The sequence below is a fragment of the Rhodanobacter soli genome (assembly GCF_040548735.1).
GTDB lineage: Bacteria > Pseudomonadota > Gammaproteobacteria > Xanthomonadales > Rhodanobacteraceae > Rhodanobacter > Rhodanobacter soli_A.
In genome coordinates this window covers 1,539,158-1,554,625 of record NZ_JBEPSD010000001.1, presented here as the reverse complement: position 1 = coordinate 1,554,625, position 15,468 = coordinate 1,539,158, and the positions used below count along the sequence as shown (strand labels likewise).

General features: G+C 67.1%; 12 protein-coding genes. 3 read left to right on the top strand and 9 right to left on the bottom strand.

Annotation, left to right across the window (positions count from 1 at the left end; all coding sequences use genetic code 11):
• Positions 1 to 147: 147 nt before the first annotated feature.
• The gene (locus ABIE04_RS07145; RefSeq protein ID WP_354549813.1) at positions 148 to 420 is read right to left on the bottom strand and encodes a BPSL0761 family protein; all 273 of its coding nucleotides are present in this window, start codon (positions 418 to 420) and stop codon (positions 148 to 150) included.
• 304 nt (positions 421 to 724) lie between these two features.
• Here ABIE04_RS07145 and ABIE04_RS07140 point away from each other — a divergent pair, with 304 nt between their 5' ends.
• Positions 725 to 1,780, top strand: a complete 1,056-nt coding sequence (locus ABIE04_RS07140; protein WP_354547925.1) for a glycerophosphodiester phosphodiesterase — start codon at positions 725 to 727, stop codon at positions 1,778 to 1,780.
• 58 nt (positions 1,781 to 1,838) lie between these two features.
• Here ABIE04_RS07140 and ABIE04_RS07135 read toward each other — a convergent pair whose 3' ends face one another.
• The 3 genes from ABIE04_RS07135 to ABIE04_RS07125 form a co-directional block, all read right to left on the bottom strand.
• Positions 1,839 to 2,435: a hypothetical protein gene (locus tag ABIE04_RS07135; RefSeq protein WP_354547923.1), complete on the bottom strand. Its 597-nt coding sequence runs from the start codon at positions 2,433 to 2,435 to the stop codon at positions 1,839 to 1,841.
• 140 nt (positions 2,436 to 2,575) lie between these two features.
• Positions 2,576 to 3,400, bottom strand: coding sequence for an NADPH-dependent 7-cyano-7-deazaguanine reductase QueF (gene queF, locus ABIE04_RS07130; protein WP_354547921.1), 825 nt, complete (start codon positions 3,398 to 3,400; stop codon positions 2,576 to 2,578).
• 155 nt (positions 3,401 to 3,555) lie between these two features.
• Positions 3,556 to 4,563 carry an aldo/keto reductase gene (locus ABIE04_RS07125; protein ID WP_354547919.1) on the bottom strand — a complete coding sequence of 336 codons (1,008 nt, stop codon included), beginning with the start codon at positions 4,561 to 4,563 and terminating at the stop codon, positions 3,556 to 3,558.
• Between the two features lie 105 nt (positions 4,564 to 4,668).
• Between ABIE04_RS07125 and ABIE04_RS07120 the strand changes: the two genes are divergently transcribed.
• The gene (locus ABIE04_RS07120; RefSeq protein ID WP_354547917.1) at positions 4,669 to 5,568 is read left to right on the top strand and encodes a LysR family transcriptional regulator; all 900 of its coding nucleotides are present in this window, start codon (positions 4,669 to 4,671) and stop codon (positions 5,566 to 5,568) included.
• A 106-nt stretch (positions 5,569 to 5,674) separates the two neighbouring features.
• Here the strand turns inward: ABIE04_RS07120 and ABIE04_RS07115 are convergent, their stop codons facing one another.
• The gene (locus ABIE04_RS07115) at positions 5,675 to 6,427 is read right to left on the bottom strand and encodes a glutathione S-transferase family protein (RefSeq protein WP_354547915.1); all 753 of its coding nucleotides are present in this window, start codon (positions 6,425 to 6,427) and stop codon (positions 5,675 to 5,677) included.
• A gap of 77 nt (positions 6,428 to 6,504) precedes the next feature.
• Positions 6,505 to 6,897, bottom strand: a complete 393-nt coding sequence (locus ABIE04_RS07110) for an acyl-CoA thioesterase (RefSeq protein WP_354547912.1) — start codon at positions 6,895 to 6,897, stop codon at positions 6,505 to 6,507.
• A 194-nt stretch (positions 6,898 to 7,091) separates the two neighbouring features.
• On the opposite strand from ABIE04_RS07110, the gene ABIE04_RS07105 reads away from it, so the two are divergent.
• Positions 7,092 to 9,428 carry a S9 family peptidase gene (locus ABIE04_RS07105; RefSeq protein ID WP_354547910.1) on the top strand — a complete coding sequence of 779 codons (2,337 nt, stop codon included), beginning with the start codon at positions 7,092 to 7,094 and terminating at the stop codon, positions 9,426 to 9,428.
• A 243-nt stretch (positions 9,429 to 9,671) separates the two neighbouring features.
• Here the strand turns inward: ABIE04_RS07105 and ABIE04_RS07100 are convergent, their stop codons facing one another.
• The 3 genes from ABIE04_RS07100 to ABIE04_RS07090 form a co-directional block, all read right to left on the bottom strand.
• Positions 9,672 to 11,516, bottom strand: coding sequence for a M56 family metallopeptidase (locus ABIE04_RS07100; protein WP_354547908.1), 1,845 nt, complete (start codon positions 11,514 to 11,516; stop codon positions 9,672 to 9,674).
• A 1-nt stretch (position 11,517) separates the two neighbouring features.
• Entirely contained in the window at positions 11,518 to 11,904 is a 387-nt protein-coding gene (locus ABIE04_RS07095) for a BlaI/MecI/CopY family transcriptional regulator (protein WP_354547906.1), read from the bottom strand.
• 161 nt (positions 11,905 to 12,065) lie between these two features.
• Positions 12,066 to 15,311, bottom strand: a complete 3,246-nt coding sequence (locus ABIE04_RS07090; protein WP_354547904.1) for a TonB-dependent receptor — start codon at positions 15,309 to 15,311, stop codon at positions 12,066 to 12,068.
• Between the last annotated feature and the right edge of the window lie 157 nt (positions 15,312 to 15,468).

Sequence of the window (15,468 nt, the reverse complement as noted above, 5' to 3'; positions counted from 1 at the left end):
CCGGCCGTTGTTGGCAGGTTCCGGCCGGTTGCGGCCGATGGCATCTCGCAGATCAGGATGCCGGTGCACCGATCATGATCAGTTGGTTCTAGTGAGCAACTTCATCGGTGCGCGCACGCCCTCCTTTGACGATGGTCAACAGCCAATTCAGTTCACTTCAGGCCAAGCAATGCGGGTGGAGTGGCGCAGAGGGCCGTAGCGACATCCTTCAATCCACGAAATCTCAGGAGACGCCAGCCCGAGACCGAGACCGGATGGATGCTTGAGAAGCGCCATCGCCGAGATGTCCTCGATCGTCGGGAAGTGACGTGCGATCATCACAGCATGCTGCCGGATGTCTAAGGGAAGCCTATTGTCTCGAGCAAGTTCGATCAGGAAGCCACCTGCCCATAGGAGTGCCCTGGTTCTTTCGTCTGGCATTGTCACGGCCGATCCTCACGGAGCTGTTTTGGATTCAGCATCCTCCATGCCTGTCGCACGGGCTAGGACGGGAATGTCGCGCCAAGCGACAGGATCGGGCAGCCCAAGTTGCCGCTGACGTGACGACCTCGTGTGTGTTGTCACGTTATGTGGCCCTGAACCGCATCGTTTTTGTCAAAGCGGTGGGTCTGCTGACACCTTATGCTTACCGGTAGCGACAGTTTTTGAGAATTTGTCCATGTCCCATGGCGTTATGCGCCATGGCGTCGCTGCGCGTCCGCCACGTTCCTTTATGCTCCGTGGAATGCCCACGCCTGCCGCCGCTGCCGCCGAGAAACCGCTTGCCGCCAGGGTGCTGGTGATCGGCCATCGCGGCGCCAGCGCGCTGCGTCCGGAGCACACGCTGGCTTCGTATGCGAAGGCGATCGCCGACGGCGCCGACTTCGTCGAGCCGGACCTGGTGATGACGAAGGATGGCGTGCTGGTGACGCGCCACGAAAACGAGATCGGCAGCACCACCGATGTGGCCGACCATCCCGAGTTCGCCGCGCGCAGGACCGGCAAGCTGATCGATGGCAGGCAAGTGACCGGCTGGTTCAGCGAGGACTTCAGCCTGGCCGAGCTGAAGTCACTGCGCGCACGCGAGCGGCTGCCGAAGCTGCGCAGCACGCGGTACGACGGCCAGTTCCCGATCGCCACGCTGGACGAGGTCATCGACCTCGTCGCCGCCGAATCGACGGCACGCGGGCAGGTGATCGGGATCATCCCGGAAATCAAGCACGGCACGTATTTCCGCACGATCGGCCTGCCGCTGGAGGACAGGCTGCTCGCCGCGCTGGCCGCGCACGCCTACACCCGCACGGCGCCGGTGGAGATCCAGTCGTTCGAGGTCGGCAACCTGAAGTACCTGCGCGGCAAGCTCGGCGACGGCATGCACGGCAATATCCGCCTTCTGCAGCTGCTCGGCGACGCGGTGGAGCAGCCGTACGACGTGGCTGCTGCAGGCGGCAAGCTGACCTATGCGCAGATGATGACGCCGGCCGGGCTGCGCGGGATCGCCGGTTATGCGGATGCGATCGGGCCGAACATCCGCGCGATCATCCCGCTGGCGTCCAACCGCACGCTCGGCGCACCCACCAGCCTGGTGCACGACGCGCATGCTGCCGGCCTCGAGGTGCACCCGTACACCTTCCGTCCCGAGAACCATTTCCTGCCGCCCGACCTGTGGCAGGGCGCCGACCCGCGCCACGTCAACCAAGCCGGTGCCATCGCCGAAATCCGCCGCTACCTCGCCACCGGCATCGATGCGTTCTTCACCGACGATCCGGCGATCGGGCGCAAGGCGCTGGACGGGCGCTGAACCATGCAAAAAGGCGCCTGCCAGGCGCCTTTTTGCATGCATGCCGGATCGAGCGAAGTCAGCTCTTCCTGATCGCGAAATCCTGCTTCGCCACCGGTTTGCCGTCGAGCGAGATCTCGACCTTGTACTTGCCTTCCGGCCACAGGTCGGGGTTCTGCACCTTGAACGTGGTGACGGCGGGGCCGTCGGTGGCGATCGACTGGCTGATGCTGCTGACCAGCTGGCCCTGGCCTTCCAGGTAGCTCCACTTCGCGTTGAGCGTGGCGCCGCCGCTGCTGCCTTCGGTGGCGACGCTGGCGTAGATGGTCTTGTCGTTGGTGGCGAAGCTGTTGCTGGCGCGGGTTACCTGGTGCTCGGCGTTCACCGCGCTGCCCAGGGTCAGCTTGGCCACCGTGAGCGGCGCGGGTGTGGCGGCCGGTGCTGCCACCGAGGCGGCGCTCGCCACGCTGGCCGTACCGGCCGGGGCTGCGCCGGCCGGCGGCAACGCTGCCGCCGTGCCGGCAGGTGCGGGCGCCGTCGTCGCTGACGCCGGTGCGGTGCTGGCCGGGGCCGGCGTACCGGCCGGCGCCGGTTCGTTCTTGCCGCAGCCGCCGAGCAGCAGCAGGCCGGCCACGGTGGCGCTGTACAGCACGGTGAAACGCATGGATCGTGTCATGGGAACTCCGGTGTCGATGACGTGGCAGGCCGCTCCTTGGCCCTGGGTCAGAACATCGAGGCTAGCGCCACCGATCTGAAGCGCCGATTACCGGCGGAAATCGCCGGGTCCGGACTTTCACGCGGCGACGACGCGTGGCGCTACTGCCGAACCGTGCGCGGATTGCCGGGCGTGGCCGGCGTGCTGCTGCGGAACGGGTTGATGTCCAGCCCGCCGCGGCGGGTGTAGCGCGCGTACACGCTGAGCTGACGCGGCGCGCAGCGCTGCGTCAGGTCGACGAAGATGCGTTCCACGCATTGCTCGTGGAATTCGTTGTGGGTGCGGAAGGAGACCAGGTAGCGCAGCAGGCCGGCGTGGTCGATCGGCGCGCCATGGTAGGCGATCTGCACGCTGCCCCAGTCGGGTTGTCCGGTGACCGGGCAGTTCGAGCGCAGCAGGTGCGAGACCAGGGTTTCCGCCACCGGCGTGGCGGCGATGTCGGCCTGCAGGAAATCGGCGTTCGGCGGGCCGTAGTGGTCGATGGCGATGTCCTGGTCGTCGAGCAGGCGTCCATCCAGGTCGATGACGGGAAGCGCAGCGGCGCATGCGTCGCGCAATTGCACGTTGACCACCGCGCCGGCCGCCGCGGACAGGTCGTGCATCAGGGTGGCGGACAGCGTCGCGGCGTCCGCGATGCGCTCCTGCGCGAAGCCGTTGAGGTACAGCTTGAACGACTTCGATTCGATGATGTGCGGCGAGGATGCCGGCACGTGGAACTCGGCCAGCGCCACCTGCGGCTTGCCGCGCAGGTCGAGCCACGACAGCTCGTAGGCGTTCCAGATGTCCACGCCATGGAACGGCAGCGTTTCGGCCACGCCGATCTCGGCGCGCTTGTCCGCGCGCGGGATCGGAAACAGCAGGCGCGGATCGTAGCGGTCGGCGTAGGCGGTGTCCTTGCCGAGCGGGGAGTGTTCGGGGGTGCTCATGCGGTGAAGTTTAGCTGTTCTTCCGCTTCGGCCCTTAGCTCCTCCCCCTGCGTGCAGGGGGAGGTTGGGAGGGGGTTGCTCCGAGTTGCCGCAAAGTCAAAAGCACCCCACCCCACCCCACCCCTCCCCTGCAGAGCAGGGGAGGGAGCACGGCGTTACATGTTCACCATGTGCATCATAGCGTCGGCGTAGCGATTGCCGACGGCGGCGTCGGGAGGAAACACCGCGTCGATCGCCGCGAGTTCGGCGGCGCTGAGCCGCACGTCGAGCGCACCGAGGTTTTCGTCCAGCCGGCTGCGTTTGCGTGTGCCGGGGATGGCCAGCACGTCCTCGTCCTGCGCCAGCACCCAGGCCAGCGCCAGCTGCGCGGGCGAGCAGCCCTTGTCGGCGGCCAGCGTTTTCACCTGTTCGACCAGTTGCAGGTTGCGGGTGAAGTTGTCGCCCATGAAACGCGGGCTGCCGCGGCGGTAGTCGTCGGCGTCGAAATCGTCCGGCGAGCGGATCGCACCGGTGAGGAAGCCGCGGCCCAGCGGCGAATAGGCGACCAGGCTGACGCCGAGTCTGCGGCAGGCGGCGAGCATGCCGTTCGTTTGCGGGTCGCGCGTCCACAGCGAGAACTCGCTTTGCAACGCGGCGATCGGGTGCACCTTGTACGCACGTTCCAGCGTGGCGCCGGAGGCCTCGCTCAGGCCGAGGTAGCGCACCTTGCCGGCGACAACCAGTTCGGCCATCGCGCCGACGGTCTCCTCGATCGGCACGCCCGGGTCGACGCGATGCTGGTAGTACAGGTCGATGGTATCGATGCCGAGCCGCTGCAGGCTGGCGTCGCAGGCCGCGCGCACGTACTCCGGGCGGCCGTTGACGCCGCGCGCCTGCGGGTCGTCCGGGTTGCGCACGATGCCGAACTTGGTGGCGACGAAGGCCTGCTGGCGGCGCCCCTTGATCGCCTTGCCCACCAGTACCTCGTTGGTGTGCGGGCCGTACATGTCGGCGGTGTCGAGCAGGTTGAGGCCGCGGTCCAGTGCGTGGTGGATGGTGGCGATCGATTCGGCGTCGTCGTGCTGGCCGTAGAACGCGCTCATGCCCATGCAGCCGAGGCCGAGGGCGGAGACCTGGGGGCCCGGCTTTCCATGAGGATTCTTGCCGAGAGTGCGGGTCTGCATGGTTGTCGCTCCGGTGGGTGAAAGGAGGGTGCATGGTGCGCCGCGACGGCGAGTGGATAAATGCTCAATAATGGCCATCACCATTTCAAAACAAGCAACAATGCCATGGACCGACTCGAAGCCATGCGGCTGTATACGCGGATCGTCGAACTGGGCAGCTTCACCGCCGCGGCGGATGACCTGAACCTGCCGCGCGCCACCGTCACCCACGCGATCAAGCGGCTGGAGGCGCGGCTGGGCGCGCAGCTGCTGCAGCGGACCACCCGCCGCGTGCGCGCCACCCGCGACGGCGAGACCTATTACGGCCATTGCCTGCGCCTGCTGGCCGACGTGGACGAGGTCGAGACGGATTTCCGCGAGGCGCGGGTGCAGCCGAAGGGCCGCTTGCGCGTCGACCTGCCGGCGACGTTGGCGCGCCTGCTGGTGATTCCCGCGCTGCGGGATTTCTTCGCGCGGTTCCCGCAGATCCAGCTGGACATCGGCACCGGCGACCGCTTCGTCGACCTGGTGCGCGAAGGCGTGGATTGCGTACTGCGCGTCGGCGAACTGGGCGATTCGGGCATGGTCGGACGCCGCGTGGCGACGCTGGAACAGGTCACCGTGGCCAGCGCTGCCTACGTGCGCCGGCATGGCCTGCCCGATTCGCTGGCCGCACTGCAGGACGGCCACCTGGCGGTGAACTGGGTTTCGCCGACCACCCACCGGGCCGAGCCGCTGGAGTTCATGGTCGGCCGCAAGCGGCGCGAAGTCGTGCTGCCGGGCTGCGTCAGCGTCAGCGGCGTGGATGCCTACCTCGGCTGCTGCGAAGCGGGCCTGGGCATCGCGCAGATGCCGCGTTACCGCATCGTCGATGCGCTGAAGAGCGGTGGGCTGCGCGAGCTGCTGCCGGCACACCCGCCGCCGTCACTGCCGATGACCATCCTGTACCCGCAGCAGCGGCAGATGCCGGCACGGCTACGGGTGTTCGTGGACTGGCTGGTGGAACTGACGACGGGGCAGCGCTGAGACTCTGACGCTCCTCTCCCTGCGCACCCGGGTGGGATTGCCCGGGCCGGCGAGGAGCTGAAGATCAAGAGCGAACCCCTCCCCTGCTTGGCAGGGAAGGGAGCGATCAGGACGCGCGCGGCGGGCCGGGGCGCGGTGCGCTGGTGCCCAGGGTGTCGCTGGTCAGCGGCGCGCCGGCGGTGATCAGGGCGCCGCGCTGCTCGGCCAAGGGCAGGCGCAGCATGCAGTCCTCGAAGCCGGCCAGTTTCTGGAACACCGGCAGCGCCTGCACCTGCGCCACCAGCGCGGCCATCCGCGGCCAGCGTTCGGCGTCGATCGCGTAACGCACGAACGAGGCGGTGCGGAAGAAGCTGGCGAGGCTGATGTCGGCGATCGACAATGCGCCGAACACGAAGCCTTCGTCCGGCAGCTGGCGTTCCAGGTAGTCGAGCGCGGCGGGAATCTCCACTTCGCGCGCATGCTGCACCACGGCCTCGTTGGGCGCCTCGCCGAAGACGTGGCGCTTGATCGCGAGTTGGTGGAACAGCCGCCAGATCAGCCCGTCGGCCAGCCGCGTGTCGGCGTACTCCTCCAGCCAGCGGGCGCGGGCGCGGTCGGCGATGTCGCGCGGATAGACCGACGGCGTGGGCTGCTGGTCTTCCAGATACTGGCAGATCACCGAGGAGTCGCTGAGCACCAGTTCGCCGTCGACCAGCACGGGCACGCGGCGCAGCGGGCTGAGCCGGGTGAATTCGTCGTTGCCGACGAACGGCGCGATCGGGTCGACCTCGTATTCCAGCCCTTTCAACTCGAGGCATACCAGTACCTTGCGCACATAGGGCGAGAGGTAATTGCCGATGATTCTGAGGCGCTGCGGCATGACGCGGCTCCGGGAACACGGAGGCCGCAGCGTGCGACGGCCGGCGCAGGCCCGTCAAGCAGGGCCCGCGCCGGTGTTCAGCCGGCGGCATCCGGTAGCGCGGGGATCGCCGTGGGCGAGCCGTTGGAATCCAGCGCGATCATCACGAAGCGGCCGGTGGTGCAGACCCGGCGGTCACCGCTGAGCGGGTCCTCGGCGGTCATTTCCACCTCGACGTGCATCGAGCTGCGGCCGACCTTGACCACGCTGGCGACCAGTTCGACCAGCTGGCCGGTACGTACCGGCACGCGGAAGTTCACCTCCTCCGAGCGCGCGGTGACCACAGTGCGCCGTGCGTAGCGCGAGGCCACGATGAAGGCGGCCTTGTCCATCCACGCCAGCGCCTGGCCGCCGAACAGGGTGCCGAGGTGATTGGTGTGGTCGGGGAAAACCATTTCCAGCAGGCGGGCTTCGATCGGGGCAGGGGACATCGGGGTCGCTTCTGTGGGTGGACGGGGCAGGTTGCATGCTGTCCATGCGGTGGCGCATTTTGCGGGATGGGCGGGGTCATCGGGACCAATGGCAGGGGTGCCATCGGTCATGCTCACGTTAGCATCGGGTGTTCGGGTGCATCTGGGCCAGGGTCGGCAACCGCAGAAATCCGCTTTCGCAAGGGGAACGCAACATGGGCTTGAAGATCAACAGTTCGCGCGTGCTTGGCGCGCTGGTCATGGGAACATTGTCCGCCGGCGTCGCCGCGCAGGGACGTACGCTGAGCGCGAACGACTACGCGCGGGCGGAACGCTTCATGAGCTACAACACCGCACCGCTGGTCGATCACGCGGTGCAGAAGGTCGAATGGCTGGACGACGGCCACTTCTGGTATGTCGACCACGATGCCGGCGGCGATCACTTCGTTCGCATGGATGCGGCCAGCGGCAAGACCGCGCCGCTGTTCGACCAGGCGAAGCTGGCCGCCGCGCTGGGCAAGGCCGGCGACAAGCCGGTCGATGCGAAGAAGTTGCCGGTGACCGGCTACGAGGTACGGCCGGACGGGCGGGTCGATATTGCCGTGCGCAGCAAGCACTACGTGTGCGACCTCGCCGCCGCCGAGGCCAGCTGCGTCGACCGCGCCTCGCTGGTGAAGACCGGCAAGGAGCCGGGCGCGCTGTCGCCGGACAAGAAGAGCGAGGCGTTCATCCGCGACTGGAACCTGTGGCTGCGCGACGTCGCCAGCGGCAAGGAGACCCAGCTCACCACCGACGGCGTGGAGAACTTCGGCTACGCCACCGACAACGCCGGCTGGAAGCACACCGACAACGCGATCGTGGAGTGGTCGCCGGATTCGAAGCGGATCGCCACGTTCCAGCAGGACCAGCGCAAGACCGGCGAGATGTACCTGGTCAGCACCAACGTCGGCCATCCGAAGCTGGAGAAGTGGAAGTACCCGCTGGTCGGCGACAAGGACGTGACGATGATCGAGCGCGTCATCGTCGACGTGGCGGCGAAGGAGGTGCTGCGCCTGCAGATGCCGCCGGACCAGCATCGCTCCACCCTGTGCGACGACGTCAGCTGCGGCCCCGACGGCGGCTGGGACGACGTGAAGTGGGCGGCCGACGGCAAGACCCTCGCCTTCGTCTCCACCTCGCGCGACCACAAGCACGAATGGTTCCGCGTCGCCGACGCGAGCACCGGCAAGGTGCGCACGGTGTTCGAGGAAGTGGTGCCGACCTACTACGAGAGCGGCAACGGCGCGGTGAACTGGCGCTACCTGCCCGAGACGAACGAGGCGATCTGGTTCAGCGAGCGCAACAACTGGGGCAACCTGTACCTGTACGACCTCACCAGCGGCAAGCTCAAGCGCGCGATCACCAAGGGCGACGGCAACGTTACCGAGGTGCTGAAGGTCGATCCGAAGACGCGCACGGTGTGGTTCCGCGGCGTCGGCCGCACCGCGGGCGTGAACCCGTACTACCAGCAGTTCTTCAAGGTCGGCCTGGACGGCGGCAAGCCGGTGCTGCTGACGCCGGAAGCGGCCGACCACACCGTCACGCTGTCGCCGGACGGCAAGTCCTTCGTTGATGCGTATTCCACGCCGACCACGCCGCCGGTCACTGTGCTGCGCAGTGCGGACGACGGCCGCAAGCTGGCCAGCGTGGCGACTGCCGACATCTCGCGGCTGAAGGCCGCCGGCTGGGTGCCGCCGATCCCGTTCACGGTGAAGGGTCGCGACGGCAAGACCGACCTGTACGGCATGATGTTCAAGCCGACGAACTTCGACCCCTCGAAGAAATACCCGATCATCGACTACATCTACCCGGGTCCGCAGACCGGCTCGGTGCGCGGGCGCAGCTTCTCCTCCGCGCGCGCCGACCACCAGGCGATGGCGGAACTCGGTTTCATCGTGATCGCGCTCGACGGCATGGGCACGCCGTGGCGTTCGAAAGCCTTCCACGACGCCTACTTCGAGCACGTCGAGGACAACACCCTGCCTGACCAGGTGCTCGGCCTGAAGGAACTCGGCAAGAAGTATCCGTGGATCGACCTCGACCGCGTGGGCATCTGGGGCCACTCCGGCGGCGGCAACGCCACCGCGGCCGCGATGTTCCACTACCCGGACTTCTTCAAGGTCGGCTGGGCCGAAAGCGGCAACCACGACAACCGCAACTACGAAGACGACTGGGCCGAAAAATGGCAGGGCCTGCTGGTCACCGACAAGGACGGCAAGACCAACTACGACGCCCAGGCCAACCAGAGTTTCGCGAAGAACCTCAAGGGACGGCTGATGCTGGTGCACGGCACGATGGACGACAACGTGCCGCCCTACCAGACCCTGCTGGTGGCCGACGCACTGATCAAGGCGAACAAGGATTTCGACCTGCTGCTGATCCCGAACGTCCACCACGGCTACGCCGAGGCCACTCCGTACGCCACCCGCCGGCGCTGGGACTATTTCGTGCAGCATCTGGCCGGCAATACACCGCCGGTGGAGTACAAATTGAAGGCGTGGCCCTGGCGCTGAGCGGTTGCGAGTTATGTGAGGTACCGCTGTCTTGGTCCCTCTTCGCTTGCGGGGTGGAAGTAGAAGCAACACGCCCGGTTCCTCCCCCTGCGCAGCAGGGGGAGGACAGGAGGGGGGGACGCTCTTGATCTTGGGCTTGATGAAGAGCGACCCCACCCCAGCCCTCCCCTGCGAGCAGGGGAGGGAGCAAGGCGATGCGTTGGGTCTTGCTGGAGGTCAGGGGAGGAGGCTCCGAGGTTCCCCTCAGCGCAGGCTGGTCGGCTTCGCGACACCTTTGGCGATCGCTTCGTCGAGCAACTTGCCGATCTGCTGACTGGCCTGGCTGGTGGCCTGTTCCTGGCGCTTGCCGAGTGCTTCCTGTTGCGCGCCGAGCGCTTCCTGCTGCTTGCCCAGTTCGGCCTGCTGCCGGCCCAGCGCCGACTGTTGCTGACTGAGCTTTTCCTGCTGCTGATCGAGTTCCTGCTCGCTGGCTTCCAGCCTGGTACGGTTCGCCTGCGTTTCCGCGGGGCGTTCATGCTGGCTGGATGGCGCGGCGAGCATGGCTTGCCGGCTGGCCAGCATCGCGCGCTGGCCGGCGAGCTGCCCTTGCCTGGCGCCCAGCGCGCCCTGCTGCGCGCCCAGGGCTCCCTGTTTGCCGCCGAGCGCGCCCTGCTTGCCACCCAGTTCGCCTTGTTGCTTGGCCAAGGCGTCGACCGGCGCGTAGGCGGCCTTGGCGCGTTGCACGTAGGCGGGATCGTCGATCAGGTAGGCCTTGTCGCCTCGGCGAAACCACATCATGGGCTTGCCGTCCCGCTGCAGGCGCTTCGCGGCGGCGAGGTCGACGTCGCTGCCGTTGACGATGGCCGCATCGCCATCGAGCAACGCGAAGCCTTCGCTGGCGTCGGTGTGGATGGCGACGTTGGCGTAGTGGGCGCGCAGGCCACTGACGTCGTGCGGCGGGGCGGGTGGCGGCGGTGGCGGTGCCGGCGGCACGGCAGGAACGGCGGGAAGTGGTGCCACCGGAGGGGCCGGCGGTGGCGGGGGTGGTGGCGGCAGCAGGCTTGCCTGCGTGGAAGCCGGCGAGGCGGGGGCGCTGTCCGCGCCGGCCGCCGTCACGCGATAGGGCAACACGCCGACGAGGGCGATCAGTGCGACGAGCAGCCAGCCGCGCGTGCGCGACGGCGGCTGGTTCACGGTTTGCTGCAACATGGTCAGTCGCCTCTTGAGGTTGTGGAAGGACGGGGAAGCGCCGGCGAGGCCGGCGTGCATCGGTTGCGCCACGCCGAGGCGCAGCAGCAGGCGGCCGTAGTCCTGCGGCGCGGCGTGGTCCTGCTGCATGACCTGCGCATCGCATGCCGATTCGCGGTTGAGCGCGTATTCGCGCATCGCCCAGCGCACCAGCGGGTGGAAGCAGAACAGGCACTGCGCGATCGCCGGCACCCACGCCAGCCACAGGTCGCCGCGGCGCAAGTGGGCCAGTTCGTGCGCGATCGCCATTGCTGCTTCGTCGGCGCTGAGCGCGTGGCCGGCCGGCAGGAGCACGGTGGGCCGCCACAGGCCGGTCACCTGCGGCGAGACGATCGCGTCCGAGACGCGCAGCCGCGGGCAGCGGCGCAAGCCGAGCTGCCGCGCCTGGCGTGCGCAAAGCATCTGCAGCGCGGCGTCGTGCAGGGCTTGCGATTCGCGCAGCATGCGGCGTGCCCGCCGCCACTGCCGCAGCGCGATCAGCGCCTGCAATAGCACGACGGCCAGCCACGCCAGGGCGACGCCGGTGCGCCAGGACAGTGCTGGCGTTGCCGGCGAAGCGATCGATGGCAGCGCGGCGTGGGCGGTCGCCGTCGTGGCGAAGAACGCCACGGGCAGCGCGGTCGGGCCGGTCGCTTCGAGCGGTGCGGGCGACAGCAGCGGAAGCTCCAGCGGCGCGTGCCACAGCAGGCCCAGCAGCAGCTGTGCGCCGACCAGCCACCACAGCATGCAGCGCATCGCCGCGGACAGGCGTGGCCATAAACGGCCGGCCAGGTAGACGGCGCAGATCAGCAGTCCCGCCTGGATGGACGTCCAGACCAGTCGCGTCAGCAGGATGTCCGAAAGATGGTCGAGTGCGTCCATCTCACGACTCCTTGCGCCGCGATTGCAGCTGCGCCACCAGCGCCTCGAGCTCGGCCAGCTCGGTATCGGAGACCTCGGCACGCTCCGACATCCAGGCCACGAACGGCGACACCGAGCCGCTCAGCGTTTTCTCGACGAAGCTGCCCACGGCGCTGCGCATCACCTCGCCCGGACCGGTGGCGGTGCTGTAGCGGAACATGCCCTTGAGCTGCCGGCGTTTGAGATAGCCCTTGCCGCGCAGGCGCTCCATCATGGTCAACACGGTGGAGCGGGCCAGGCCGCGCGGCTCGCCGAAGCTCGCCGCCACCTCGCCTACCGAGGCAGAGCCACATTCGTCGATGTGATGCAGCAGCGCCAGTTCCTGGTCGCCGATGGAGGGTTTGCGCATGGTTGCGGCACCGAGTGACTACAAGTGTAGTCAACGTACGCCATGACTACACGTGTAGTCAATAGGTCGCTGGTCATGGTGCCGGGCCGAAGGGCTCGATGGCGGCCCGAAAAAAAAACCGGCACCGAAGTGCCGGTTCTCGCGTGCTGCGTGCGGGCCGCTCAGAACGTGTAGCGCAGCGTCAGCATCGCCGACCAGCGCGACACCACGCGGCTGGGGTCGTAGAAGCCGCCGTCGTAGACCTGCAGCTGCTGCGGCTGGTAGTTGCCGCTCTTGTCGGTGGGCAGCGTGTACACGTACTGGCCCTGCGCGTTCACGCCGGCGTAGCTGGCGAGGTTGCGGGTCGGGTAGATGCCGGTGTTGCTTACCTGGCCCCAGTCCTTGTTCAGCAGGTTGAGGAAGTTGTACACGTCCAGGCGCAACTCGCCCTTGTTGCCCTTGAAGATGCCGGGCAGCTCCTGCGAGAAGCTCATGTCCAGCTCGTTCACCCAGGCGGTGCGGGCGCCGTTGCGGTTGGCGATCTGCCCGCGGTGGGCGTTCAGGTACTTCTCGCTGGCAAGGAAGGCCTGGAACTGGTCGATCAGCTGCTGGCTGGTGCCCGCGGCGTAGGCGACCTTCGGGTCGTTGATCGCCGGGATGTAGGCCGGATCCCAGCCGGAGACGCTGTCGCCGTTGGCGTCGTTGCTGAACACCCAGGTGTACGGCGTGCCGGTGTGGCCGCTGTAGAACGCCGACACCTGCGTCTGGTAGTCGCCGAAGAACGCATGCTGCCAGGTCAGCGAGGCCTTCAGCGTCTTGGCCACGTTGTAGTTGGAGGTGGCCTCGACGTTGGAGTTCGGGTTCAGCCGGGCGACGCGCTGGTAGCCGTTGTAGGCGATCGTGTCGGTGCCCGGGTCGACGTCGGTGGCATGGTTGAAGGTCAGGCTGAGGTTGCCGAACCAGTTCGCCGAGAAGGGCTTGTTCAGCGCCAGGGTGAGGCTATCCGACTTGCCCTTGTGGGTATTGGTGAGCAGGGTCGACTGCGTGCTGAAGGCGCGGTTCTGGTTGGCCAGCGCGTCTTTCGAGACCGGCGCCTCGCCTGGCATCTTCCAGAACTGCTCGCGGCCGTCCGGCAGCACGCCCGTGGGTGCGCCGAAGTTCACCGCCTGGTAGAGGATGCCGTCGCGTACCTGGATGTGCTGGTACTCGGCCGACGCGGTCAGGCCCCACCACGGCAACTCGCGATCCAGCGCCAGGCTGGCCTTCCACACGGTGGGCAGGCGGAAGTCCTTGGCGATGGTATCGATCGAGCCGGCGCCACCGCCGGCCGGGATGTTCTGGTTGAACGGATCCGGACTGAATGCCGCCTGCGATGGATCGAACGTGTTGTAGGAGAGCAGGGTGATGCCGTTGTTCTGGTACGGGTTGGTCATCCACACCGTGGGCGGCGAGGTCTGGAACAGGCCGACGCCGCCGCGCAGCTGGGTCTTGTAGCTGCTGTCGAACAGGTAGTTGAACGACAGGCGCGGCTCGACCACGCGGTTGCGCGAGCCCACCGTGTAGTTGTTCGGGTAGCCGAAAGCCTGTTCGAACGCGGCGTTGTAGACCGGCGGGGCGCTGGAATGCGGGATGTCCACGCGCACGCCGTATTGCACCGACAGCTGCTCGTTGACCTGCCAGGTGTCCTGCAGGAACGGGCTGTACTGGCTGTACGTCCACTTGCCGGCGATGTCGTTGAGCGTGTAGCCGGGCGCCGGGTGGAACAGGATGTACGAGTTGTAGTTGCCGGCGGCGAAGTTGTCGATGCCCCAGAAGTTGTACTGGCCGAATTCGGTCTGCCCGAACAGGTTGTTGATCTTGTTGCTCTGGTAATCGATGCCGCCCTTGATCGCATGGTCGCCGGCGTAATAGGTGCCGGCGAGGAACACGCTGAACTTCTTCGTATCGATGTGGTTGTAGTGGCGGAAGCGCTCCTCGCCCAGGTTCACCGACGGGCCCTTGCCGGTCGGCGAAAGGTTCACGTTCACCGCCGGCTGCTGCCAGGGCGCGGCGGTGTCCTGGACGAACTTCTGGAAGCCGACCTTGGCTTCGGTGGAGAAGCTGTCGGTCCAGTCGTCGAACAGATGGGCGACGTAGTTGTTGGTGGTGATCGTCTTGGTATAGGTGTAGCTGGTCAGGCCCACGCTGTTCGGACTGTTGCCGCCCACCGCAGGCAACAACTCCTTGGTGCGCTGGAAGGTGAAGCTGGCGCGGTGGTTGTTGGTGATGTTCCAGTCGATCTTGCCGAGGTAGCGCTTGTCGTCGTAGGTCAGTCCGGTCGGGCCGCCGAACGTGCCCGGGGTCAGGCCCAGTTGCTTGGCCGCGTCGATGATCTTCTGCAGGTCGCCCGGGGAAACCTTGTTGCTGGTGGACGGGCCGTTGCCCAGCGAGTCGTCCAGCCCGTTGGCCGAGTCGGCGCCGATGCCGGTGGTCTTCTCGTGCTCGGCCGAGATGAAGAAGAACAGCTTGTCCTTGATGATCGGGCCGCCGACGTTGAAGCCGTAGGTGGTGTCCTTCTGGTAGCCCTTGTAGTGGTAGCCCGGATTGTCGCTGGGCAGCCAGCCGGCGTCGCCGACCAGGTGGTTGGCGTTGCGGTAGGCGTAGTACACCGCGCCATGGAACTGGTTGGTGCCGGACTTGGTCACCGCGTTGACGTCGGCACCGACCACGTCGGAAGACGTGTCGTAGTTGGCGGTGGAAATGTTGTATTCGGCGATCGTCTCGGGCGAGATCGGCGACTTCTGGTAGGGCAGGCCGTTTGCGTTCAGGCCGAACGGATCGCCCTGGGTCACGCCGTCGACGGCGATGTTGTTGTAGCGGTTGTTCATGCCGGAGGCGGAGATCGCGCCGGTGCCCTGGTCGGTCACGGTGACGCGCGGGTCCAGGCGCACCACGTCGTCGATCGAGCGGTTGCCCTGCGGAGTCGCCTGCAGCTGGCGCTGCGAGATGTTGGTCGACAGCCCTTTGTTGTCCGAGGAAAAGGTCTGCGCCAAGGTCGAGGCGCTCACGGTGACCGCACCGAGGTTGCGCGCCTGCTGCTCGCCGGCGCCCATGCTCAGGTTGATCGACGAGGGCTGGCCCAGCTGCAGGAACACGTCGTTCTGCTCCACCGCGGCCATGCCGGTCTTGGTCGCGGAGATCTCGAACGGACCGCCCACGCGCAGCCCTTGCGCCGCGTAGCGGCCATCGGCGTCGGTGGTCACCTCCTTGGTGGTGCCGGTCGGCTGGTGCACGATCGTCACCGTGGCGCCCGTCACGGGCTGGCCATTAGCGTCCAGCACACGACCGCTGACGCCGGACGTGGTGATGTTCTGGGCAGCGAGCGGCGCCATGGCCAGCAACGAGGCGATGGCGAACGGCAGCACTCTGACGCGGATGGGAGTAGTCATCGGTGATCCTTGAGTGTGGACGGCGGCGGGGGAGAATCGCCGTGCCCGGTCGCCAGGCACCGGGCCTGGCGGCATCGGATCGTCGATGGTTTTCCCCGGTTCGGACGAGCGCAGCTGCAGGGCGTGCTGCCTGCTGGCTGCGGATCGGCGCGTCATT